General features: G+C 62.4%; 22 protein-coding genes. 9 read left to right on the top strand and 13 right to left on the bottom strand.

Annotated features, from left to right (window positions below; translation table 11 throughout):
• Positions 1-123 precede the first annotated feature (123 nt).
• The gene (locus UIB01_RS05280; RefSeq protein WP_038657546.1) at positions 124-582 is read right to left on the bottom strand and encodes an FxsA family protein; all 459 of its coding nucleotides are present in this window, start codon (positions 580-582) and stop codon (positions 124-126) included.
• Positions 583-714: 132 nt separating this feature from the next.
• The gene (locus tag UIB01_RS05275) at positions 715-1,422 is read right to left on the bottom strand and encodes a HugZ family pyridoxamine 5'-phosphate oxidase (protein WP_038657545.1); all 708 of its coding nucleotides are present in this window, start codon (positions 1,420-1,422) and stop codon (positions 715-717) included.
• A gap of 107 nt (positions 1,423-1,529) precedes the next feature.
• On the opposite strand from UIB01_RS05275, the gene UIB01_RS05270 reads away from it, so the two are divergent.
• Positions 1,530-2,288 (top strand): SDR family oxidoreductase, encoded by a 759-nt coding sequence (locus UIB01_RS05270; RefSeq protein ID WP_038657543.1) that lies wholly within the window; start codon positions 1,530-1,532, stop codon positions 2,286-2,288.
• A 76-nt stretch (positions 2,289-2,364) separates the two neighbouring features.
• Here UIB01_RS05270 and UIB01_RS05265 read toward each other — a convergent pair whose 3' ends face one another.
• A complete protein-coding gene (locus UIB01_RS05265) occupies positions 2,365-3,369 on the bottom strand; it encodes a DUF481 domain-containing protein (protein WP_038657541.1) in 1,005 nt (334 codons plus the stop codon).
• Between the two features lie 135 nt (positions 3,370-3,504).
• On the opposite strand from UIB01_RS05265, the gene UIB01_RS05260 reads away from it, so the two are divergent.
• Both UIB01_RS05260 and UIB01_RS05255 read left to right on the top strand, forming a co-directional pair.
• Positions 3,505-3,864 carry an MGMT family protein gene (locus UIB01_RS05260; RefSeq protein ID WP_038657539.1) on the top strand — a complete coding sequence of 120 codons (360 nt, stop codon included), beginning with the start codon at positions 3,505-3,507 and terminating at the stop codon, positions 3,862-3,864.
• Positions 3,865-3,902: 38 nt separating this feature from the next.
• Positions 3,903-5,603 carry an AmpG family muropeptide MFS transporter gene (locus UIB01_RS05255; RefSeq protein ID WP_038657537.1) on the top strand — a complete coding sequence of 567 codons (1,701 nt, stop codon included), beginning with the start codon at positions 3,903-3,905 and terminating at the stop codon, positions 5,601-5,603.
• 48 nt (positions 5,604-5,651) lie between these two features.
• Here the strand turns inward: UIB01_RS05255 and UIB01_RS05250 are convergent, their stop codons facing one another.
• A complete protein-coding gene (locus tag UIB01_RS05250) occupies positions 5,652-6,476 on the bottom strand; it encodes a mechanosensitive ion channel family protein (protein ID WP_038657535.1) in 825 nt (274 codons plus the stop codon).
• Between the two features lie 86 nt (positions 6,477-6,562).
• Entirely contained in the window at positions 6,563-7,042 is a 480-nt protein-coding gene (locus UIB01_RS05245; protein ID WP_038657533.1) for a YajQ family cyclic di-GMP-binding protein, read from the bottom strand.
• Between the two features lie 156 nt (positions 7,043-7,198).
• Between UIB01_RS05245 and UIB01_RS05240 the strand changes: the two genes are divergently transcribed.
• Genes UIB01_RS05240 through UIB01_RS05220 form a run of 5 tightly spaced genes read left to right on the top strand, consistent with a single transcriptional unit; the run spans position 7,199 to position 12,769 of the window.
• Entirely contained in the window at positions 7,199-8,164 is a 966-nt protein-coding gene (locus tag UIB01_RS05240) for a GGDEF domain-containing response regulator (RefSeq protein ID WP_038657531.1), read from the top strand.
• 4 nt (positions 8,165-8,168) lie between these two features.
• Entirely contained in the window at positions 8,169-9,080 is a 912-nt protein-coding gene (locus UIB01_RS05235; protein WP_038657529.1) for a putative 2-dehydropantoate 2-reductase, read from the top strand.
• 45 nt (positions 9,081-9,125) lie between these two features.
• Positions 9,126-11,141 carry a sensor histidine kinase gene (locus tag UIB01_RS05230; protein ID WP_038657527.1) on the top strand — a complete coding sequence of 672 codons (2,016 nt, stop codon included), beginning with the start codon at positions 9,126-9,128 and terminating at the stop codon, positions 11,139-11,141.
• A 16-nt stretch (positions 11,142-11,157) separates the two neighbouring features.
• Positions 11,158-11,748, top strand: coding sequence for a cob(I)yrinic acid a,c-diamide adenosyltransferase (locus UIB01_RS05225; protein WP_038657525.1), 591 nt, complete (start codon positions 11,158-11,160; stop codon positions 11,746-11,748).
• Positions 11,741-12,769 (top strand): ion transporter, encoded by a 1,029-nt coding sequence (locus UIB01_RS05220; RefSeq protein WP_038657523.1) that lies wholly within the window; start codon positions 11,741-11,743, stop codon positions 12,767-12,769. The genes UIB01_RS05225 and UIB01_RS05220 overlap by 8 nt, the downstream gene beginning before the upstream one ends.
• Positions 12,770-12,803: 34 nt before the next feature.
• On the opposite strand, the gene UIB01_RS05215 is transcribed toward UIB01_RS05220, so the two are convergent.
• From UIB01_RS05215 to secA, 8 genes are all read right to left on the bottom strand, one after another.
• Positions 12,804-13,595: an alpha/beta hydrolase family protein gene (locus UIB01_RS05215; protein ID WP_038657521.1), complete on the bottom strand. Its 792-nt coding sequence runs from the start codon at positions 13,593-13,595 to the stop codon at positions 12,804-12,806.
• Positions 13,582-14,709: a DUF3182 family protein gene (locus tag UIB01_RS05210; protein WP_038657519.1), complete on the bottom strand. Its 1,128-nt coding sequence runs from the start codon at positions 14,707-14,709 to the stop codon at positions 13,582-13,584. The genes UIB01_RS05215 and UIB01_RS05210 overlap by 14 nt, the downstream gene beginning before the upstream one ends.
• A gap of 233 nt (positions 14,710-14,942) precedes the next feature.
• Positions 14,943-16,505: an alkyl hydroperoxide reductase subunit F gene (gene ahpF / locus UIB01_RS05205; RefSeq protein WP_038657517.1), complete on the bottom strand. Its 1,563-nt coding sequence runs from the start codon at positions 16,503-16,505 to the stop codon at positions 14,943-14,945.
• Between the two features lie 119 nt (positions 16,506-16,624).
• Positions 16,625-17,188, bottom strand: a complete 564-nt coding sequence (ahpC, locus tag UIB01_RS05200) for an alkyl hydroperoxide reductase subunit C (protein WP_003284760.1) — start codon at positions 17,186-17,188, stop codon at positions 16,625-16,627.
• Between the two features lie 173 nt (positions 17,189-17,361).
• On the bottom strand, positions 17,362-18,300 hold the full coding sequence (locus UIB01_RS05195; protein ID WP_038657515.1) for a Nudix family hydrolase: 939 nt from the start codon (positions 18,298-18,300) through the stop codon (positions 17,362-17,364).
• Positions 18,297-18,929, bottom strand: a complete 633-nt coding sequence (locus UIB01_RS05190; RefSeq protein WP_038657513.1) for a glutathione S-transferase family protein — start codon at positions 18,927-18,929, stop codon at positions 18,297-18,299. The genes UIB01_RS05195 and UIB01_RS05190 overlap by 4 nt, the downstream gene beginning before the upstream one ends.
• A gap of 124 nt (positions 18,930-19,053) precedes the next feature.
• Positions 19,054-20,271, bottom strand: a complete 1,218-nt coding sequence (gene argJ / locus UIB01_RS05185) for a bifunctional glutamate N-acetyltransferase/amino-acid acetyltransferase ArgJ (protein WP_038657511.1) — start codon at positions 20,269-20,271, stop codon at positions 19,054-19,056.
• 114 nt (positions 20,272-20,385) lie between these two features.
• Positions 20,386-23,124, bottom strand: coding sequence for a preprotein translocase subunit SecA (gene secA / locus UIB01_RS05180; RefSeq protein ID WP_038657509.1), 2,739 nt, complete (start codon positions 23,122-23,124; stop codon positions 20,386-20,388).
• A gap of 295 nt (positions 23,125-23,419) precedes the next feature.
• On the opposite strand from secA, the gene UIB01_RS05175 reads away from it, so the two are divergent.
• Complete coding sequence (locus UIB01_RS05175; protein WP_038657506.1) at positions 23,420-23,872, top strand: DciA family protein; 453 nt, start codon at positions 23,420-23,422, stop codon at positions 23,870-23,872.
• The last annotated feature ends 85 nt before the right edge of the window (positions 23,873-23,957 follow it).

The following is a 23,957-nucleotide window of genomic DNA, read 5'->3' as shown; positions in this document are numbered from 1 at the left end:
GCGACCTTGCGGTGTCCGCTACATGCGGGCGTTCAAGAGCATTTCAAGGGGCGCGGATGAAATTTTCATGGCCGAAAACGAAACCGGCATGCCTGATGGCATGCCGGAGTGTCGATGTTCGGCTTAGCGGTCGCGGTCATTGCGTTCCCATTCGCCTTCGATCACGTTCGGCCGATGCGGGTTGGAACGCGCCTGCAGATCGTCGGCAAAGGCGCGCTGGCGGCGCACCTGCGCTTCGATCCGCCGGTTGATCTGACGGAACAGGAAGTTGCGGGTCGGCGGAAAAAGCACGATCAACGCCAGCACGTCGCTGATGAAGCCGGGCAGAAACAGCAAGCCGCCGCCGATCGCCATCATCAGCCCCTGCAGCATCTCGCGCTCAGGCAGTTCACCGCGTGCCAGACGCTCACGCGCGCGCCAAGCGGTGGCGAAGCCGGCCAGACGCAACAGCAGTATGCCGGCGATGCCGCTGAGCACCAGCAACAGGATCGTTGCCAACGCGCCGATGGAGCTGCCGACTTTGATCAGCACATACAGCTCGGCCAGCGGAAACAACAAAAACAGTACAAAGAAGATTCGCATCGATGGTCCTTGACGGAAGATCAGCTTCCAGTCCTCTGTAGATGGCGGCATGGCGGGTCTAATTCAACCCGGGCAATAAACAGCCTGTAACCGGATTATGCGCGACGCGGCTGAAGCGAAACTGAATCCACCTCAGCCGCGCGCCATGGCAACCAGGGCCTGGCGCACCGCCATAGGCGTCTCGCATGGCTGCGGAAATGCCAGCCAGTGCAATGCCTGGCCAATACGCAAATGGAACCCCTCGCTGTCGATGCCAGCCATCTGCGCTGGCACACTCTGCGGCAGCCCGGCCTGCTCGACATAACGGGCGATGGCAGCAGCATGATCGTCGTTCATATGCTCAACCATGCCCTGCTCCGCCTCGCCGCTTTCGACCGCAAAGGGGTTGGCCAGTGCAACATGGTCCAGCCAATGAATGGCACCGAAGCCACCGATATACCGCCAGCGCACCGGCTGCAGCACCCAGAAATCGAAGTCATGCACGCGATGGTAGTCGCGCGATTCGGGGAAATAGCGGTAATAACGCTGCGCCGCTGCCTGGATTGCTGCAGGCTCCTCGAGCTGGCGGGCTTCTGCCAGCAGCGTGAGCCGCCCGGCAGCCTGTACATCCTCGGCGGCGCGCTCGCCAACCAGCAGCGAGCAGCGCCCATCGGCCTTGAGATTGCGCGTGTGCTGGGCGATGCGGCTGATCAGGATCAGCGGCCAGCCGTTGGCGTCCAGGCAGTAAGGCACTACCGAGCCGAACGGAAAACCGGGCATGGCCTGGGAATGGGTAGAGAGCACGCCGCGGTATTCCTTGAGCAGGAGTTGTCGGGCATGCTTGCTGGCTTCGGCGCTCACTGGGGCTCCTCGGAAGACGGGTCCGGGTCGACGGAGCGCTCAGCATAACGGTTTCCCCGGCGGGCGTCGTTTGCCCCGTATTAGAACGACAACAGGAGATGAGCAGCATGCAGCTTCAGGACAAGGTCATCATCGTCACCGGCGGCGGTCAGGGCCTCGGCCGCGCCATGGGCGAGTACCTGGCGAGCAAGGGCGCCAGGCTCGCACTGGTGGATCTGAATCAGGAGCGCCTCGATGAAGCTGTCGCGGCCTGCAAGGCAGCCGGCGGCGACGCCCGCGCCTACCTGTGCAACGTCGCCAACGAAGAGCAGGTGAGCGATATGGTCGCCCGTGTGGCCGAGGACTTCGGTGGGCTGCATGGCCTGGTGAACAACGCCGGCATCCTGCGCGATGGCCTGCTGCTTAAGGTCAAGGACGGTGAGATCAGCAAGATGAGCCTGGCCCAGTGGCAGGCGGTGATCGACGTCAACCTGACCGGTGTTTTCCTCTGTACTCGCGAGGTCGCGGCGAAGATGGTCGAGCTGAAGAGCGAAGGCGCGATCATCAACATCTCCTCGATCTCCCGCGCCGGCAACATGGGCCAGACCAACTACTCCGCCGCCAAGGCCGGCGTGGCCTCGGCCACCGTTGTCTGGGCCAAGGAGCTGGCACGCTACGGCATTCGTGTCGCCGGCGTGGCCCCGGGCTTTATCGAGACCGAAATGGTCGCCAGCATGAAGCCGGAAGCGCTGGAGAAGATGACGGCCGGCATTCCGCTCAGGCGTATGGGCAAACCGGCCGAGATCGCCCACTCGGTGGCGTACATCTTCGAGAACGACTATTACACCGGGCGTATTCTCGAACTCGACGGCGGCCTGCGCCTCTGATTGCGTCGTCGGCCCAAAAAAGAAGGCAGCCATCGGGCTGCCTTCTTTATATATGTGCAAAACGAGCGGGTTTCGCTTACCAGCCCACCCCGAACCCGATGCTGTAGCGGGTTTCGTCGAGGTCGTTATCTGCACCGCTGATGATGTCCTTCTGCGCCTTCATGTTCAGCGAGGCCCAGTCGGTCACCTTGTAACGCAAGCCGACCTCGGCATCGAGCGCGTAATCGGCCACGTTCTCCAGCGGCTTGCCAAGCTCCCCGGTGCTGAACAGCTCGAAGGTCTTGCCCACCAGGTAGCGGTTGTAGTCCCACTTGACCGCCGCCAGGTAGAAGTTTTCCTTATCGCCGTCGGCGAACTCGTAGTCGCTGCGGTTGATCAGGCCGGCCAGCGAGAACGCGCCCAGCTCGTTGTCCCAGAACTGGTAACCCGGACCGGTACCGATGGTGCGCTGGCGGCGCACGTCTTCGATCTGGTCGCGCTTGTAGCTCAGGCGCCCCTGCCAGAACCAATGCTGATCGAGGAAGCGGTCCAGTGCGTACTCGGCATCCCAGTTGTCGGTCACCGTCACGCCATCGCGATATTCGCGGTTGTAGTTGCCGGTGCCGTTATGGCGCCACAGCCCGTGGCGGGCCTTGGTGTCGAAAGAGACATCATAGTCATCGGTATCGGTTTCGGCACGCTTGTAATCCATCGCCACATCGACATTGCCCTTCCAGGTGAAATCCTGGATCAGCGGCTTGGGATGGATGATCTGCGAAATGCTAGCCAGCTCGACGGTACGCGGCGCAGCACCGTTGACCAGAGTGACCTTGCCCTGCTCGGCGGCCTGCAATGCGTGGGCAACCTCACCGGTCACGTCGTCCTGTTTGACGAGAAGTTTCTGGTCGCTTTCCAGCGTGGCGATCTGGTTCCACTTCAGTGGAATCGAGCCACCGTATTCGGTTTCGATGAGCAGTTTGCCGCCGTCGAGCACGCTGATCTTGCCGGTCAGGCGATCACCGTTCTTCAGCCACACGGTGTCGGCGAGCGAAGGCAGGGCAACAGCGGAAAGGGTCGCGCATAGCAGGGTTCTGGTGAGCATAAATGTGCAGGGATTTTGGTCGAAGACGGTTGAAAGGCTGGCATTATCCCTATGCATTGAACTACAGCAAGCACAGACCGCCGAATGGAGCACGAGTTCGGCGAACCAACCTTCAGAACCGCCCGGAAGCCTTGCATGAACGATCACGCACCGCTGTTACCGCCCGGTGCCGACGCCGAAACACGGCGTACCGCTGTTTACCTGGTGATGGCGCAGATTCCGCCCGGCAAGGTCGTAAGCTACGGCGAACTGGCCGCCATGGCCGGGCTCGGTCGCGCTGCACGCTGGGTTGGACGGTTGATGTCGCAGTTGCCCGATGACACCCGCCTGCCCTGGCACAGGGTGATCGCCGCCGGAGGCAGGCTCAGCCTGCCAGCGGGCTCCGCCGCAGGACATGAGCAGCGCATGCGGCTGCGCGCCGAGGGACTCACCATCATCAACGACCGGGTGGACATGCGTCGGCACGGCTGGCATTCGCCGGAGCACAGCGGTTAGAGTGCGCCCTTCGTCCGAACTGTACAGAACTTCGATGTATGTCCCGTGAAACCTGGCGCGATGCGCTAGCCGCCTATGCCAGTCCCGCTACGCTGGCCCTGCTGTTGCTGGGTTTCGCCGCGGGCCTTCCCGCTGTACTGGTGTTCTCCACGCTGTCGGTCTGGCTGCGCGAAGCAGGCGTTTCCCGGGAAACCATCGGCTTCGCCAGCTGGATCAGCCTGGCCTACGCCTTCAAGTGGGTGTGGTCGCCAATGCTCGATCAGTGGCGCCTGCCCTGGATCGGCAGCCTTGGCCGCCGGCGCTCATGGCTGGTGCTGTCGCAGGCGCTGATCGCCATCGGCCTGATCGGCATGGCCCTGTGCAATCCGCAGCACAACCTGACGATGCTGATCGCGCTGGCGGTGGTTGTGGCTTTTTCATCGGCCACTCAGGACATCGCCATCGATGCGTATCGCCTGGAGATCGCCGAAGACAAGTTGCAGGCGACCCTGGCCGCCAGCTACATGACCGGCTACCGGATCGCCATGCTGCTGGCCAGCGCCGGTGCCCTGTTCCTTGCTGAATGGCTGGGTTCGAGCAGCATCGATTACAACCAGGCGGCCTGGACCACGACCTATCTGGCCTTCGCCCTGTTGATCGTCCCCGGCCTGATCACCAGCCTGGTGATCCGCGAGCCGGATGCCGGCACTCCGCTGCCCATCGAGCCGTCACGCTTCAGCTTCAACCACCAGCTCGCGGCGGTCGGCCTGCTGCTGGTGCTGCTGATCTCGGTACCGGCGATGATCAATGCGCTGATCGCCCAGGCCTGGCCACGGGCGACACTCTACGCGCTGTTCATTCTCGGCACGATTTCGCCGGTAGGTCAGGCCCTGTTCGTACCGGTGCGCCACATACTCGGACAGGCAGGCCAAAGGCAGCGTCCCCTGCGTTTCGACTTCGCGCACCAGGCCGTTTCGGTGATCGTGCTGATCATACTGATGGTCTCCACCACCGGCATGTTCCAGTCCTACTGGGGCGGCTACTGGCCGCGCGGCACCATGTACCTGTTGATCTGCTGGGGCTGTCTGTCCGCGCCCGGACGCATTCTGATGGGGCCCGTGCTGACGCCGATCACCGACTTCATCGTCCGCTACCGCTGGCAGGCGCTGTTGCTGCTCGGGTTGATCGCCACCTACCGCATGTCGGATACGGTGATGGGCGTGATGGCCAACGTGTTCTACATCGACCAGGGCTTTTCCAAGGACGAGATTGCCAGCGTCAGCAAGTTGTTCGGCCTGATCATGACGCTGCTCGGCGCCGCGTTCGGTGGCTTGCTCATCGTACGTTTCAGCATCCTGCCGATCCTTTTCATCGGTGGCGTCGCCTCGGCGGCGACCAACCTGATGTTCATGCTGCTGGTAGAGATGGGCGCGAACCTGCAGATGCTCATCGTCACGATTTCCTGCGACAACTTCAGTGGCGGCCTGGCCTCCACGGCGTTCGTCGCCTACCTGTCGAGCCTGACCAACCTGAAGTTCTCCGCCACGCAATATGCACTGCTCAGCTCGCTGATGTTGCTGCTGCCACGCCTGCTTGGCGGCTATTCCGGCGTGATGGTGGAAAACCTCGGCTACAGCAACTTCTTCCTGGTCACCGCCCTGCTCGGCATCCCGACGCTGGTGCTGATTGCCTGGCAATGGACCAGAAGCCGGCGGCAGCCGGATGATGGGGAAAGCGAAGGCGTCTCGGAGCGCAGCTGAAAACGAAGAAGCCGGCGGATGCCGGCTTCTTTCTGTCTGCAGATCGAATCAGCTCTGCACCAGATGCACCACGCGCTGGGGGAACGGGATGCCGACGCCCGCGGCAGTCAATCGCTCCTTGGCCTGCTCGGTGAAGCTGAAAGTCACCGGCCAGAAGTCGCCGGTGGCGACCCAAACACGCAGGGACAGATTCACCGAGCTGTCGCCAAGCCCGGTGACGAACACCACCGGTTCGGGTTCGCGCAGTACCCGTGGGTCCTCGGCAATCTCCAGCAATACCTGGCGCGCCAGCTTGATGTCGCTGCTGTAGTCGATGCCAATGTTGATGTCGGCACGGCGCCGCGGCTCGCGGGAAAAATTGGTGATATGCCCGTTGGAAAGCGCCCCGTTGGGTACTACCACCGTCTTGTTGTCGCCGGTCTTGAGTACGGTATGGAAGATCTGGATGGAGTTGACGGTGCCAGCAATACCCTGCGCCTCGATCCACTCGCCGACGCGAAACGGACGGAACAGCAGGATCAGCACGCCACCGGCAAAGTTCGCCAGACTGCCCTGCAAAGCCAGACCGATGGCCAGACCGGCAGCACCGATCACCGCGATGAAGGAGGTGGTTTCCACGCCGATCATCGACGCTACGCTGACCAGCAGCAGCACCTTGAGTACCACGCTGGCGAGGCTGCCGATAAAGCCGTGCAGGGTCGGGTCCACCTGCCGGCGCTGCAAGAGGCTGCTGACCTTGGCGGTCAGGGTGTTGATCAGCCACCACCCGAGCAGAAATGTCAGCAGCGCCAGCGTCACCTGCGCGCCGTATTGCAACACGATAGGCAGCCAGGATTCGGAAAGATCGACCAGGTAGTCGACGGACAGGTCCATGAAGATGCTCCTCAGAGGCATCGGTGCCCAGTGGCGGGCACCGACGAAAGCGGGGGGATGAAAGCACGCGCCGAGGCGCTGGGAAATCAGTCGCGGAAGTTGTTGAACTGCAGTGGCATACCGAATTCATGGCCACGCAGCAGGGCAATGGCTTCCTGCAGATCGTCGCGCTTCTTGCCGGTTACACGTACCTGCTCACCCTGAATGGCCGCTTGCACCTTGAGCTTGGCGTCCTTGATGTAGGCGACGATCTTCTTCGCCAGCTCCTTGTCGATCCCCTCGCGCAGCACCACTTCCTGCTTCGTGCTTTTGCCGGATGCGTAAGGATCCTTGATCTCCAGGCACTGGATATCGATCTTGCGTTTGACCAAGCTCAACTTGAGGATCTCGAGCATCTGCTCCAATTGGAACTCGGCGTCCGCCGTCAGCTGCACGGTCAGATCCTTTTGCTCGAAGCTGCCTTTTCCGCGCAGATCGTAACGACGATCCAGTTCCTTCATGGCATTGTCGATCGCGTTGGTGACTTCGTGTTTGTCCAGTTCGGACACCACGTCGAACGAGGGCATTGGGATTCCTCCACTATGTAGCGCGACAGGCCGCATGAGCCGAGCGCGTATGTCTTGACGGTTAAGAAAGCGCGGTCATTATAACGCTTCGACGTGTCAGCGCCCGCCCTACGGCAAGAGCGACAGGACGTCTCCTTTCAATTGATTGAGCTTGCCATGCCCACCCCCCACCTGAGCATCCTCGTAGTCGATGACGCCAAATTCTCCAGCGTCATGATCGGTCGCGCACTGAGCAAGGCTGGCTATCAGGATATCCGCTTCGCCAGCAGCGCCGCCGACGCGCTTTTGCAGCACGCGCAACGGCCGGCTCATGTGCTGCTGGCCGATTGGCTGATGCCCGAGATGGACGGTCTGGAAATGACCGGTCAGATTCGCCAGCGCGATGCCCTGAGCGGCCATTACAGCTATGTCATCCTGCTCACCGGTCGCGACAGCGAGAATGCCCTGGGGCTGGCCTTCGACCACGGCGTCGACGATTTCATCAGCAAATCGGCTATGAACGAACAGCTGCTGCCGCGCATCTTTGCTGCCGACCGCCTCTGCGGCTCCCTGCAGCGCCTCAAGCAGGAGAACCACCAGCTCGCGGAGAACGTCGCCACACTCGAACAACACAGCCTGCAGGACCCCCTGACGGGCCTGGGTAACGAGCGCTATCTGCTGCAGCGCCTCACGGCCAGCCTGCGCCAGATGGAAAATCGCGGCACGGCGTTGTACTACCTGCAGATCGGCCTAGCAGAAGCCGCTGCGCTACGTGAGCGCTACGGCGACGCCGTGTACGAAGAGATCCTCTGCGCCATCGCCGCCCGTCTGCAGCAACTCGTACGTCCGTTGGACGTGGTGTGCCGAATCGATGAAAGCCAGTTTGGCCTGCTGGCGCTGGTCAATGACGTCAGAGGTTGCTCGCCGAGTAGCTTCAAGCGTTTGCATGAGGGCCTGAACCTCAGAGCACTGAAGACCAGCGAAGGGTTCGTGTCGATCAAGGCCGGCATCAGTCTGGTCAGCCTCGACAGCGACGCGCTGCCAGTCGCACCGGAGACCGTCATCGAACGTGCGACGGCGCTGCTGCCGAGCGCTTATAGCACCGGCCGTATCGTCCCGCTGCGCCTGAAGCAGCCGGCGTGACGCAATGACCTGGCACGTCCTTGGCGCGGGCGCACTGGGTGGCCTCTGGGCGACCCGCCTGGCCAGGGCCGGCCTTCCTGTACGACTCATTCTGCGTTCCGCACAGCGCCTCGCCGAGTACCACAGGGCCGGCGGGCTCACGCTGAGCGAAGCGGGTCGCTCCAGTCTGCATGCCATCTCTGCAGAGCTGCCCGATGCCTCCACGCCGATCCAGCGCCTGCTGGTTGCATGCAAGGCTTACGATGCCGAAGCCGCGATTGCCCAGTTGGCGCAGCGCCTCGCCCCGAGCTGCGAAATCCTCCTGCTACAGAACGGCCTTGGCAGCCAACAGGCCATCGCCAAGCGCTGGCCGCAGGCGCGGTGCATCTTCGTCTCGAGTACCGAAGGCGCTTATCGCGAGGGCGCGCTGCAAGTCGTGTTCGCCGGCCAAGGGCAAAACTGGCTGGGCGACCCCAACGGCGGCACTGCCCCGGCCTGGCTGGACGATCTGGACCGTGCCGGCATCCCGCACATCTGGAGCAGCGACATCCTCACGCGGCTGTGGCGCAAGCTGGCATTGAACTGCGCTATCAACCCGCTGACCGTACTTCACGATTGCCGCAACGGTGAGCTGCTGCAATATCGCCAACAGCTGACCGAACTCTGCGAAGAACTCACCGAACTGCTCAACACCTGTGGCCAGGCCACCGCCCCCGGCGATCTGAAGAGCGAGGTACTACGGGTGATCGACGCCACGGCTGCCAACTACTCGTCCATGTATCAGGATGTAAGACTCGGCCGACGCACGGAGATCGCCTACCTGCTCGGTTATGCATGCCGCAGCGCGGATTCCCTTGATCTGGCCGTACCGCGGTTGCACGAATTGCATCTTCGCCTGCGCGAACACCTAGGCCAGCGTGGATTGCCCACCGACTGAGCCCCGGCTACCCTGCAGAAACCCTCTGCTACGCCGTGCCCGCCAATGATTCTGCGTCAGCGCCTCGAAAACCTTCCTGTCGGCCGCAAACTGTTGCTCGCCCTCCTCGTCCTGCTAGCCGCCGTGCTGCTGGTTTCCAACCTTACCTTCATCAGCGCGGCGTACTGGATCTCGCGGCAGAGCGTCGCCCCCCAGGCCATGCATACGCTTGGCGAGTTGTTCGCGACCGAAGAGCTGAGCAACCGCGCCCTGTCCTCGCCCGAGGCTGCGAGCGCATTGCTCAGGCGCCTGGACGGCTATGCGCCACTGCGCGCTGCGGTGATCTACGACCGCGACGGCAACAGTCTCGCCCAACTGCAGCAGGGCGAACGCTTGCGCCTGCCGAATCGGATCGACAAGGTCGCCGACTGGCGTGCCAGCGAGATCCGCGCCAACTTGCTGGTGAGACTGCCGCAAGCGGACGGCGCCGCCGGGCACCTGCTAATGGTGGCCAGCAGCGAGCTGCCAGGCGCGTTCTATACCGGCACCCTGACCGCGAGCCTGGCGATCCTGGTGGCCAGCCTGCTGCTCTGGGTATTGGTCGCCCGGCAGATTCGCCAGCTCATCACCCGGCCGATTCGCGATCTGGAAGCGCTGTCGCGCCAGGTCACCCGCGAGGAGGACTACTCGCTGCGCGCCAAGCCCGGCAACCAAGATGAGATCGGCAGGCTCGCCGATGCGTTCAACACCATGTTGTCGCGCATGGAGGCCCGAGAGCAGCAGCTCAAGCGCGCCCGCGACGATGCTCAGGAAGCATTCGATCACGCCCAGGGCCTGGCCGAGGAAACCCGCCACTCCAACCGCAAGCTGGAGCTGGAAGTGCAGGTGCGCAGCAAGATCGAACAGAAGCTGACCGGCTTCCAGAAGTACCTCAACAGCATCATCGATTCGATGCCCTCGGCACTGATTGCCCTCGACGAACAGCTCTACGTCACCCAGTGGAACCAGGAGGCCAGCGCCCTATCCGGCACCCCGTTGGATGACGCGCTGAACCAGCCGGTTTTCGTCGCCTTCGAACCGCTCAAGCCCTTCCTCACGCAGATCCGCCGCAGCTCCGAGCAGCACGTGGTGGAGAAGATCGAAAAGGTCACCTGGCTGCGTAACGACGAACCGCACCACTACGCGCTCACCTGCTATCCGCTGACCGGTGCCGGCGGGCGCGGCGTGGTGATCCGCATCGACGACATCACCCAGCGCATCAACATGGAAGAAATGATGGTGCAGTCGGAAAAGATGCTCTCGGTCGGCAGCCTGGCGGCCGGCATGGCCCACGAGATCAACAATCCCCTCGGTGCCATCCTGCACAACGCGCAGAACATTCGCCGCCGGCTTTCGCCGGAGCTTGAACGCAACCGCGAGGCCGCAGAGGAAACCGGAGTGCGCCTGGAGGCGGTCAACCAGTATCTGCAGCGCCGCGAAGTACCGCAGCTGCTCGATGGCATCCAGCAGGCCGGCTCACGCGCGGCGAAGATTGTCAGCCACATGCTCAGCTTCAGCCGCATGAGCAACCGACAGCTGGCCGACTGCCACCTGCCGGTGCTGATCGATCAGGCGCTGGAGATCGCCGGTAACGACTTCGCCCTGATGGAGGGTTTCGATTTCAAGGCCATCGATATCGTCCGGGACTTCGACCCGCGCGTGGATCGGGTGCCCTGCATTGGCAACGAGCTGGAGCAGGTGCTGCTCAATCTGCTGAAGAACGCTGCGCAGGCCATCCATGCTCACCAGAGCGGCAAGCCTGGACAGATCATCCTGCGCACGCGCCTGAATCCACCCTGGGCGGAAATTCAGGTGGAGGACAATGGCGGTGGTATTCCGGAGAATGTGCGCAAGCGTATCTTCGAGCCGTTCTTCACCACCAAGGAAGTCGGTCAGGGAACCGGACTGGGCCTTTCCGTCTCGTATTTCATCATCACCAACAATCATCAGGGGCAGATGGAGGTGCAGTGCCAAGCTGGCCATGGCACCACGTTCACCCTGCGGTTGCCGCTGAGCTCGCCCGGCGAGCAAATGGCGACCTGAACCTAGGAACCGACACATGGGCAATCGACTGTCGAAAATCTACACCCGCACCGGCGATAGCGGCGAAACCGGCCTCGGTGACGGGCGCCGCGTCCCCAAGGACCATCCCCGTGTGGAAGCCATGGGCGAGGTCGACACGCTCAACAGCCAGCTCGGCCTGCTGCTCGCCGAACTGGCGGAGGCACAGGTGCAATGGCCGGCGCTCGACGAACTGATCAGCGTGTTTGCCCCCTGCCAACACCGTCTGTTCGATCTCGGCGGCGAGCTGGCGATGCCTGATTACCAAGCACTGCAGGAAAGCGAGATCGAACGACTGGAGCAGGCCATCGATCGCTGGAACGAGGAGCTTGGCCCGCTCAAGGAATTCATTCTGCCCGGCGGATCCCGGCTGATCGCCCTCGCGCACCTCTGCCGCAGCATGACCCGTACGGCCGAACGCCGCTGCCAGCTACTGAACGCCAGCGAAGCGGTGCGCCCGGTACTGCTGGCCTACCTGAACCGCCTTTCCGATGCCCTGTTCGTCGCTGCCCGCCTGATTGCCAGACGCCAAGGTTGCGGGGAGATTCTCTGGCAGCCAGCCGCAGCGAAAGCCCAGGCGAATGACTGAGCATACTGCCGCGCAACAGGCGCGGCGGCGCGACGGGCTGCATGCCGTCTGGGAAGTGTTCATCATCCTGCTGGTGTGCGTGAACCTGGCGCTGATCCTGTTCGATAGCCTCTTCGCATTGCAGCCGGTCAATGCCGCTCTGGCGCAGCTGATGCCACAACTGCATGAGCGTTACCGGGATAGCGTTCACGCGAACTTCCAGTACATCGACCTGGGCTTCGTCGCGATCTTCGTGCTCGATGTCGTGCTCGGCTGGACCGTGTCGCTGTTTGAGCGCCGCTATGCGCGCTGGTACTACTACCCCTTCGCCCATTGGTACGACGTGCTTGGCTGCGTCCCTCTGGCGGGGCTGCGCTGGCTGCGTGTCCTGCGCGTCGGAGCGCTGCTGATCCGCCTGCAGCGCCTGGGCCTGATTGACATGCGCCGCTGGGCCATCTATGGCGTCTTCAGCCGCTATTACTACCTGCTCATTGAAGAACTGTCCGACCGGGTGATGGTGCGCCTGTTCGGCCGCCTGCAGCAGGAGATCGGCGCCAGCGACGACTTGTCGCGTCGGCTGTTGCAGGAGGTGGTGCGCCCCCGCAAGCAGCGTGTGCTGAACGATGTTTCGCGGCGCCTGCAGGCCATGCTGGAAACTGGTTATCGCGACAATCGTGGCGCCATCGAAGGCTACGTCAGCCAACTGATTCATCAGGCATTGCAGAGCAACCCAGAGATGCACAACCTGCGGCGGCTGCCGTTGGGTAATCGTCTGGCCAGCACGCTCGACGATGCGCTCAGCGACATCGCTGCACGACTGCTGCAGGGTGCCGTGGAAGGCATGCGTGGCCCGCAGTTCCAAGCATTGGCCGGCAACCTGGCGGACGAATTCTTCGATGCCTGGGTGTATCAGGACGAGCACACCGATCTGGCGCTGGAGGAGTTGCTGGTCGACGTGATCGAGGTGCTCAAACAGCAAGTCCTCGACCGCCGCTGGAGCCGTTTCGTCGGTCCAATGCCACCGGCCACACCACCTGAATAAAAATTACTGCACGGACGACTGTAGCCACTGCCGCTCAGCCCGCCATGCTGCCCTCGTCCACGCCCTTGAAGCCCATGGCCGACGTCTCGTCGAGGCGCGCACCAACAATCATCTCGGTCGCCCAGTTCACCAGAATCGACGTGTAGGCTTCCTGGCAACGCTCGTTGCTCAGGGCATGATCGGCGCCATCGATGATGCGATGGGTCAGCGAATGGGTACCGTGGAACGCCGCGCGATAACTCATGATCGTTTCGTGGGGAACGAAGGTATCGTGCTCGGACTCGACGATCAGCACGTCGCCGCGAAACGCCGCACAGGCAGCCAAGGCACGGTTTTCCTCCGGACGCACACGCCTGCTGCGCAGCTGGTTGAGCACGTCGCGGTCGAGCTGGCGCTTGGGCACCTGCCATTCCTCGTCGCGGTACAGCGCCGGCACTCGCAGCGCCAACCACTTCACAGGCCTTATCGAAGTAAGGATCGCGGCCAGGTAACCGCCATAGCTGGTGCCCACCACGGCAATCGCCGAGGGGTCGATATGCGGGTGCTGAGCGAGCAGATCATAGGCCGCCAACAAGTCATCGAGGTTCTGCTCCCGCGTCACGGTTTCTTGCTGCGCCTTGGTCTGGGCATGGCCGCGCAGGTCGAACGACAGGCAGACGCAACCCAGCCCGGCGATGCCGCGGGCGCGGGCCAGATCGCGTTGCTGGCTACCGCCCCAGCCGTGCACGAACAACACGCCCGGCATCTTTTCCGGCGGTGACAGAAAGGTCCCGGCAATATGCTCCTCGCCAACCAGGATATTCACCATTTCGCTATGCGTCGCCATAGTCCTCCACCATTACGCATTTGGTGATGAAACCGACATCGGCATCTTCGTCCTGATACAGAATCTGCGCCCCGGCCGGTACGTCTGGCTTCTGGCCATAGAACTCGAACGAAGAAGCTTTCACTGCTCGCGCGGACGCTCCCTGCCGGAAGACTTCCAGCGCAGCGATTTCAGCGCTGCTGGCTCCGCCGATACGCCAGGATTGCTCAAGCACACCGGAGCGCGGCTGGCCGCGTCCGTCGATACCCTGGGCGATGTCGTAGTTGCGGCGGGATGCGAAGAAATGCCGGTAGCAGGCCGATGCTGCCTCGTCATACACCTGTGCTTGGCTGACGGCGAGCCGGGTGGTTTCCGGCAGATCAAGCGTCAGCAGCGCTCCGAAGTCGCCATCGACGACCACCAGATCCGAGCCGCCATACACCTCGTTGCCCGCATTGTCCTGAGTCAGGCGCTGGGTGCCGTAGTAACTGGCCAGACGGCCACCGACCCGTACCTGACCGACACTAAAGGTGGTGACGCGATCCAGATGCGCCTCCAGAACCAGGCCGTACTGGGCCAATTCCTTCTCGTCGAGGGCAAACAGCGCCTGGTCGAGGGTATCGGCATCATCGACGCGCTGCTGACCGCGCCCGCCGGTTGCACGCACCGGTTTGATCCGAACCGGCCCCTCGTGCAGCAGGCGCCGCCCGGCATCTCGCGCATCTTCGATACTGAAGGCGCTGTAGCCACCCAGCACGCTGCCTTTGACCTGAGTACTGAAATCCCGCGACCAGCCCACCGGCGCGGCCGCGTCCGGACGGACCAGTGGATGGGTAATTGCCTTGGTTTCGACAAAGGCATGTGGCACGACGCCACCAAACAGATCCCCCTCGGCGTTCAGGCCCAGCTTCCGGGCCTCGGGCTGACCAATAACCGTTCCGGAGGGGACGAGATAGGGATGGGCTTCATAGCGTCGTTCCGGGTCATACTCACCGCCGTACTTCAGGCCCAACAGCGTGGCCAGGCGTTCGGCCAATGCGGCGTGAACAATCTTCTCGTGCTGCGGCTCGCGTGGCCGGTTGGGATAGGTCAGCACGACCCTGCGTGAACCCTGCAGCGTTTGCGCATTCATCATCGTTGTGGACAGCTCCATGGACTGCTCGGCATGTACGTCCTGTGACCCGGAGCGGCGGCAGGCGTTCGCTCCCGCCTGGGCGCTCGCAGGGTGCTGCTGGCCTGAACGCACCGCCTAGCAAGGGTTGTTGCTGCCAACTTTCCGTTGCGCCTTCGCGGCGGCAGCGGCAGCGGCAGCGTAAACAAAAAAGGGGAGCAGCCTCGCGGCTACTCCCCTTTCTTTTTGCGCCTTGATCAGGCCGGTGCGGAGCTGCGGATCAGATGGTCGAAAGCGCTCAGCGAGGCCTTGGCGCCTTCGCCGACGGCAATCACGATCTGTTTGTACGGCACCGTGGTCACGTCACCGGCGGCGAACACGCCGGGGATGCTGGTCTGGCCCTTGGCGTCGACGATGATCTCGCCGAAACGGGACAGCTCCAGGGTGCCCTTGAGCCATTCGCTGTTGGGCAGCAGGCCGATCTGCACGAAGATGCCTTCCAGCTCGACGGTGTGCATGTCTTCGCTGCTGCGGTCCTTGTAGACCAGACCGGTGACCTTTTGGCCGTCGCCCTTGACCTCGGTGGTCTGCGCCATCTTCAGCACGCGGACGTTGGGCAGGCTGAACAGCTTGCGCTGCAGTACGGCGTCGGCCCGCAGCTCTTCGCCGAACTCGAGCAGGGTCACGTGGGCGACAATGCCGGCCAGGTCGATGGCCGCTTCCACGCCGGAGTTGCCGCCGCCAATCACCGCCACGCGCTTGCCCTTGAACAGCGGGCCGTCGCAGTGCGGGCAGTAGGCGACGCCACGGCCGCGGTATTCCTGCTCGCCCGGCACGTTCATTTCGCGCCAGCGGGCGCCGGTGGCGAGGATCAGGGTCTTGGCCTTAAGCTCGCCGCCGTTCTCGAATTGCACGCGGTGCAGGCCGTCGTCGCCAACGGGAATCAGTTTGCTGCCGCGCTGCAGGTTCATGATGTCGACGTCGTATTCACGCACGTGCTCTTCCAGGGCACGGGCCAGTTTCGGGCCCTCGGTTTCCTTCACCGAGATGAAGTTCTCGATGGCCATGGTGTCGAGCACCTGGCCGCCGAAGCGCTCGGCGGCAACGCCGGTACGGATGCCCTTGCGCGCCGCGTAGATGGCTGCCGCAGCCCCAGCCGGGCCACCACCGACCACCAGCACGTCGAAGGCATCCTTGGCCTTGAGCTTTTCGGCGTCACGGGCGCTGGAGCCGGTGTCGAGCTTGGCAAGGATTTCTTCCTCGCTCATGCGGCCCTGGGTGAACAGCTCGCCGTTGAGGTAGATGCTCGGCACCGACATGATCTGGCGCGCCTCGACTTCGTCCTGGAACAGCGCGCCGTCGATGGCGACGTGCTTGATGTTCGGGTTGAGCACGGCCATGAGGTTCAGCGCCTGGACCACGTCCGGGCAGTTCTGGCAGGACAGCGAGAAGTAGGTTTCGAAGCGGTAGTCGCCCTCCAGCGCCTTGATCTGCTCGATCACCTCGGGCGCGGTCTTCGACGGATGGCCGCCGACTTGCAGTAGCGCCAGCACCAGCGAGGTGAACTCGTGGCCCATCGGGATGCCGGCGAAGCGCAGGCTGATGTTGCCGCCGATGCGGTTGAGCGAGAACGACGGCTTGCGCGCATCGTCGCCGTCGGTCTTGAGGGTGATCTTGTCGCTGAGGCCGGCGATGTCTTGCAGCAGGCTCAGCATTTCCCGGGATTTCTCGCCGTCATCGAGGGACGCGACGATCTCGAAGGGCTGGGTGACCTTCTCCAGGTAGGCTTTCAACTGGGTCTTGAGATTGGTGTCCAACATGAGCAGCGGTACCCCGTACGGAATTCAGGAAATAAAACGCCCGGACGGTTCGCGTCCAGGCGTTGGGTTCGAAGGAGCGAACAACAGCTCCTTCGACAGGCAAGCAAGGCAGATGGGCTTTAGATCTTGCCGACCAGGTCCAGCGAAGGAGCCAGGGTCTTCTCGCCTTCTTTCCACTTGGCCGGGCAAACTTCACCCGGGTGAGCGGCGGTGTACTGAGCGGCTTTCAGCTTGCGCAGAGTTTCCGACACGTCACGAGCGATCTCATTGGAGTGGATCTCGACGGTCTTGATCACGCCTTCCGGGTTGATCAGGAAGGTGCCACGCAGGGCCAGACCTTCTTCTTCGATGTGCACACCGAAAGCACGGGTCAGCTGGTGAGTCGGGTCACCGATCAGCGGGAACTGCGCCTTGCCAACGGCAGGGGAAGTTTCATGCCAGACCTTGTGCGAGAAATGGGTGTCGGTTGTGACGATGTAAACCTCGGTACCGGCCTTCTGGAATTCGGCGTAGCTGTTGGCTGCGTCTTCGATTTCAGTCGGGCAGTTGAAGGTGAAGGCAGCCGGCATGAAGATCAGCACGGACCACTTGCCCTTCAGGGATTCTTCGGTGACTTCGATGAACTTGCCGTTGTGGAAGGCATTGACTTTGAAGGGTTGAACTTGAGTGTTGATCAGCGACATCTGCTAACTCCTTTTGGGGTTCAGAAAACTTAACGGGGCCTACGATAGCGTAGCCGACAGCATACCGATAATTGATTAAGGGAATTGCGCCGATTGCTTTTAGCTATCAATGACATATTTCGGTGTCAGTTTGCGGGCTGCACCGGCAGTGACCGGCAAATACCGCCTGCGGTTCAATCCGGCCAGAACGCTCGAATTGCCGCGATGCCCTGGGCGCCTGCCGCACGAGCTCTGGGAATATCCACCGCGGCCAGGCCGCCCAGCAGGTAAACCGGCCGGTCAAAGCCTAACAGCAAATCAGCAACAGACGCCCAACCCAATGGCGACGCTTCCGGATGACTCATTGTGACCTGCACCGGCGACAACGTGATGAAATCTACTCCCAATGCGGCGGCCAGTTCCAGCTCCTTGGCATCGTGACAGGAGGCGGCCAACCATTGTTCGGCCGGTATCGGCCGCTCTGCCCCCCCCTGCCGTAGCTGTGCGGCCGTCAGGTGCCAACCTGCTTGGGGATAGTCGCCAGCCCACTGCAGCGGGCCTTTAAGCATCAGCTGGGCACGGCCCTCGCACAAGCCAAGTGCCCTTTCCGCCAGCGCACGATAATCGACGGCGGATAGCGACGGCGCACGCAGCTGGATCAGCCGGATGCCCTCATCCAGCGCCCGCGCGAGTCCATCGAGCAACCGCTGCGGAGCAACACCATCGGGGGTGATCAGATAGCGCTGCGGCAGGCGCGCAGCCGCCACGATCGGCTGATTGGCGGCAGGAAAGCTGTAGTTCGTCAGCTGGTCCGCCGTCACCCACATCAGGGGCTGGCCTTCCGCACCGTGGGGTTCACCGGTAAACGCCTGCACTTCCCAGACATCCAGCAGCACCTGCTTGTCCGGATAATCGTGCCGCACCTGAATCAACGGCTGCGCCGCGGTGACAACGATGCCCAGTTCCTCGTGCAGCTCGCGCGCCAACGCAACCTCGACGTGTTCGCCCGCCTCGACCTTGCCGCCCGGGAATTCCCACAATCCGCCCTGATACTTGTCGAGCGGTCGCTTGGCGATCAGCACTCGCTCGTCGGCGCCACGAATGACGGCTGCGGCGACATGGATTCGTTTCACTTTCTCACTTCCTGAAGGGCGCTCTGCTGCCAGCACTGAAAAGCCGGCCACCGATGGATCGTCTCGACGTAACTTGCTGCAGCAGCCGGCAAGGCCACCTGATAACTTCGCAGGCGCGAAGCCACCGGCGCATAGAAGGCGTCGGCAATGCCTGGTTGCCCGAACAGATAATCACCACTCAGGCCAAAGCGCTCGCGGCAATCGCTCCAGATGGCGCAGATTCGTTCGATATCTGCCCGCACTTCATCGGGAAGCTCGGGCAAGGCCTGGTCGCGCGCCATATCCATCGGCAGATGGCTGCGCAGCGCCTGAAAGCCGCTGTGCATTTCCGCGCAGATACTCCGCGCCAATGCGCGCGCATAGCGCTCGCGCGGCCACAGATGTGCACCGGGGAAATGCTCGGCCAGGTATTCGGCGATTGCCAGCGAATCCCACACCGGGCCGTCCTCGGTCAGCAGCACCGGCACCTTGCCGGTCGGCGAATAACCGAGCAGCCGTGCTCGACTGTCCGGCCGATAGAGTGAGACCGGAACCTGTTCGCACGCAGCGCCAGACAGTTCCACTGCCAGGGCGGCGCGCAGCGACCAGGATGAGTAGTTCTTGTCGCCGACTACCAGTTGCAGAGCCATGACCGATGCACCTCGAGTGTCTTAGGGAAGAGTCAGCGGACGTTAAAGCGCAGCAAGCGCAAATGGCAAATTCCCGTTGCACATGGGGTCATGCACAACGGGAATAGCTACAGGCAGGGTTCGATCAGGTCCGGTATTCGGCGTTGATCTTCACGTACTCGTGGGACAGATCGGTGGTCCAGATGGTCTCGCTGCAGCTGCCACGACCCAACTCAATGCGGATGGTGATTTCCTCGCGAGCCATCACCGCCGCGCCCTGCTCTTCGGTGTAGCTGGGCGAGCGACCGCCCTGGCTGGCGATGCAGACTTCACCCAGAAACACGTCGATCTTGCTTACATCCAGGTCAGGCACGCCGGCATAGCCGACCGCAGCGAGTATTCGGCCCCAGTTCGGGTCCGAGGCGAACAGCGCGGTCTTGATCAGCGGCGAATGCGCCACGGCATAAGCGACGTTCAGGCACTCCTGATGGTTACCACCACCGTTGACCTGCACCGTGACGAACTTGGTCGCGCCTTCACCGTCGCGGACGATGGCCTGAGCCACCTCCATGAAGACCTCCAGCACTGCCTGCTTGAGCTTGTCGAACAGCTCGCCGCTGGCTTCGGTGATCTCCGGCAGCGCCGCCTGGCCGGTGGCGATCAGCATGCAGCAATCGTTGGTGGAAGTATCACCATCGATCGTGATGCGGTTGAACGACTTGTTCGCCGCATCGCGCACCAGATCCTGCAGCACGCTGCCGGCAACCTTGGCATCGGTGGCGATATAGCCAAGCATGGTCGCCATGTTCGGCCGGATCATCCCGGCGCCCTTGCTGATACCGGTGACGGTCACCGTCACGCCATCGTGCTGGAACTGACGGCTGGCACCCTTGGGCAGCGTATCGGTGGTCATGATGCCAGTCGCGGCCTCGGCCCAGTGGTCCGGCGACAGATCATCGAGTGCAGCCTGCAGCGCCGATTCGATCTTCTGTACCGGCAGCGGCTCGCCGATCACACCAGTCGAGAAAGGCAGCACGGCGGTCTCGTCGACTCCGGTAATGGCAGCGAGGGCCGCGCAGGTATGCCGCGCATCAGTCAGGCCCTGCGGCCCGGTTCCGGCATTGGCATTACCGGTGTTGGTCAGCAGGTAACGCACCGGACCGTGCATACGTTCGCGAGTGATGATCACTGGCGCGGCGCAAAAAGCGTTTGTCGTTGTCACTCCAGCAATCCGCGAGCCCTCGGCACAACGCATGATCACCACGTCCTTGCGGCCCGGTCGCTTGATACCCGCTGAAGCAATGCCGAGTTCGAAACCGGGTACCGGGTGCAGCGTGGGTAAAGGACCAAGACCGACAGCCATGGATGCGCTCCTTCAGAACAATGGATGGCCAACAGGCCGAGAAAGGGATTGCGACAAAAACGCCGCGAGCGGCAGAAGCCGGTCGCGGCGCGGAATCATCAGGCAAGGTCGGACTTACTGAACCTGCCCGTGGCAATGCTTGTATTTCTTGCCCGATCCGCACGGGCAAGGCTCGTTGCGACCGATCTTCGGCTCGGTACGCACCGGCGCCGCGGCGACGTCAGCCTGACCTTCGACCTCAGGCTCCTCCTCCGGCTGATCCAACGCGGAAACCTCGGCATGCTGGAACTGCATGCGCTTGGCCAGCTCCTCGGCTTCGCGGCGCAGACGAGCTTCTTCTTCGGCCGGGTCTTCGCGACGAACCTGCACATGGGACAGCACGCGAATGCTGTCGCGCTTGATCGATTCGAGCAGGTCCTGGAACAGCGTGAAAGACTCGCGCTTGTATTCCTGCTTCGGGTTCTTCTGCGCGTAGCCGCGCAGGTGAATGCCGTGACGCAGGTGGTCCATGGTTGACAGGTGGTCTTTCCACAGATCATCCAGCACACGCAGCACGATCTGCTTCTCGAAGGAACGCAGCGCCTCGACGCCAGCCAGCTCTTCCTTCTCGTTGTAGGCGGCCAGCAGCGCTTCGAGAATGCGCTCGCGCAGCGTTTCCTCGTAGAGTTTCTCGTCCTCGTCGAGCCATTGCTGGACCGGCAGACGCGTACCGAAATCGCTGTAGAGCACCGCCTCCAGGCCCGGGATATCCCACTGTTCCGGCAGCGACTGCGGCGGAATGTGCGCGCTGATCGCAGCGTCCAGCGCTTCCTGGCGGAATTCTGCGATGGTCTGGCCGATTTCATCGGCGGCCAACAGGCTGTTACGCATGTGGTAGATCACCTTGCGCTGCTCGTTGGCCACATCGTCGTACTCGAGCAGTTGCTTGCGCATGTCGAAGTTGCGGCCTTCGACCTTGCGCTGCGCCTTTTCGATGGCATTAGTGACCATGCGGTGCTCGATGGCCTCGCCAGATTCCATGCCCAGCGCCTTCATGAAGTTCTTCACCCGATCGGAGGCGAAGATGCGCATCAGGCTATCTTCCAGCGACAGATAGAAACGGCTCGAACCCGGGTCGCCCTGACGACCGGCACGACCGCGCAACTGGTTGTCGATACGACGGGATTCATGACGCTCGGATGCAATCACGTGCAGGCCGCCCGCTTCGAGGACCTGCTGGTGACGCTTCTGCCAATCCGCCTTGATCTGCGCGACCTGCTCTTCGGTCGGATTCTCCAGGGCTGCGACTTCCACTTCCCAGTTGCCACCCAGCAGGATGTCGGTACCACGGCCAGCCATGTTGGTGGCGATGGTCACCGCGCCAGGCCGGCCGGCCTGGGCGATGATCTCGGCTTCCTTGTCGTGGTGCTTGGCGTTGAGCACCTTGTGTTCGAAACCTTCGGCCTCCAGCAGGCGCGACACATATTCGGAGGATTCGATGGTGGCCGTACCGACCAGCACCGGACGGCCCTGCTCCCGGCATTCCTTGATGTCGGCGATGATCGCGGCGAACTTCTCTTCCTGGGTCAGATAGACCAGGTCGTTGAAGTCCTTGCGCGCCAGCGGGCGGTTGGTCGGGATGACCACGACCGGCAGGTTGTAGATCTGCTGGAATTCGAAGGCTTCAGTGTCGGCGGTACCGGTCATGCCGGACAGCTTCTTGTACAGGCGGAAGTAGTTCTGGAAGGTGGTCGAAGCCAGGGTCTGGCTCTCGGGCTGAATCTGCAGCCCTTCCTTCGCTTCGATGGCCTGGTGCAGACCTTCGGAAAGACGGCGGCCCGGCATGGTGCGGCCGGTATGTTCGTCGATCAGCAGCACCTGATTGTTCTGCACGATGTATTCGACGTTGCGATGGAACAGCTTGTGTGCGCGCAGACCGGCATACACATGGGTCAGCAGACCGAGGTTGTGCGCCGAATAGAGGCTCTCGCCCTCGGCCAGCAGACCGGCCTGGGTCAGCAGCTCCTCGATGTACTGGTGGCCCGCCTCGTTCAGTTCGACCTGACGGGTTTTCTCATCGATGGAGAAATGCCCTTCCTGGGTGACGACACCCTCCTCTTCCTCGATGTGCTGCGTGAGCCGCGGAATGAGCAGGTTGATCTGCTGGTACAGCTTGGAGCTGTCTTCGGCCTGACCGGAAATGATCAGCGGCGTGCGCGCTTCGTCGATCAGAATGGAGTCGACTTCATCGATCACGGCAAAGTTGAGCTCGCGCTGGTTCTTTTCCTGCAGGCTGAACGCCATGTTGTCACGCAGGTAGTCGAAGCCGAACTCGTTGTTGGTGCCGTAGGTGATGTCGGCGGCGTAGGCTGCGCGCTTTTCTTCCGGCGGCTGGAACGGGGTAACGATGCCGACCGAGAGGCCGAGAAATTCGTACAGCGGGCGCATCCAGTTGGCGTCGCGGCGGGCCAGGTAGTCGTTGACCGTGACTACGTGCACACCCTTGCCGGCCAGCGCATTGAGGTAAACGGCCAGGGTAGCTACCAGGGTCTTGCCTTCACCGGTACGCATCTCGGCGATGCGCCCTTCGTGCAGGGTCATGCCGCCGATCAGCTGCACATCGAAGTGGCGCATGCCCATGACGCGCTTGCCGGCTTCGCGGCAGACGGCGAATGCTTCGGGGAGGATCTGATCGAGGGTTTCGCCTTTCTCGAGACGGGCCTTGAACTCTTCGGTCTTGTTGCGCAGTTGCTCGTCGGAGAGCGACAGCATCTGCTCTTCGAGGGCATTGACGGACTGCACCGCCTTGAGCATGCGTTTGACCTCACGCTCATTCTTGCTTCCAAAGAGTTTCTTCAATAAAGGCGCAAACATATCAACAAAGACTTCCATGCTGGGGATGGAGGCACGCCCGCGGGGTCACGGCTGCGTGCAAAGGGGCCATTCTACTCGGAAACGGCAGTGAGGAAAGGTGCCTGACTGCGCAGCGCAGCGACGCAGCAACGGAGCTGCTACGCGGGCGACCAGTCGTGCTCATGAAGCATGAAGAGCACTCTCGCTGCGCTACTTCGGCTGCCGAAAATGCTCGACCCCAGGCTATAGCGGGCGCAGGCTCGGGCATCTGAGCTTCTGTTACCATAGGAGCCTCATCAACGTCCTACGGACCATCATGGCCTTTCGCCCGTCGCCGGCCCGTGCTCCGGCCACACTGTTGCGCGAAGCGAAGCCGCTCAGGGCTCTGTTCGGTGAAGCTCTTCGCCTAGATCGCCTGCAGCGGCTGCTGGAAAGCCAGCTACAGCCAGCGGCACGCGAGCATTGTCGCGTAGCGTCCTGGCGCGAGGGCTGCCTGCTGCTGATCGTCACTGATGGCCATTGGGCCACACGTCTGCGCTACCAGCAGCGTCGATTGCAGCGCCAGCTAGAGGCCTTCGAGGAATTCGCCGGCCTGCTACGCATCCAGTTCAAGGTGCAGCCACCGCCACCTCCAAGGCACACCCCAGCACGCACACAGCCGCTTTCGAGCAATGCTGCAAACAGTATCCAGGCAGCGGCCGATGACATCCGCGACCCCAAGCTAAGAGCTGCACTTGAGCGCCTGGCCAGTCGCGGTCCGCAAGACTGACATCCTGCTACAAATACGTAATGCATCAATGCGCAGGGCTCGCCGGCACGAGTTAGCATGAACCGTGTCGCAACGGAGGACTTCC

The sequence above is a fragment of the Stutzerimonas decontaminans genome (assembly GCF_000661915.1).
Classification (GTDB): Bacteria; Pseudomonadota; Gammaproteobacteria; order Pseudomonadales; family Pseudomonadaceae; genus Stutzerimonas; species Stutzerimonas decontaminans.
Note: the sequence above shows the minus strand (reverse complement) of the source record. Positions and strands in the feature narration are given on the sequence as shown.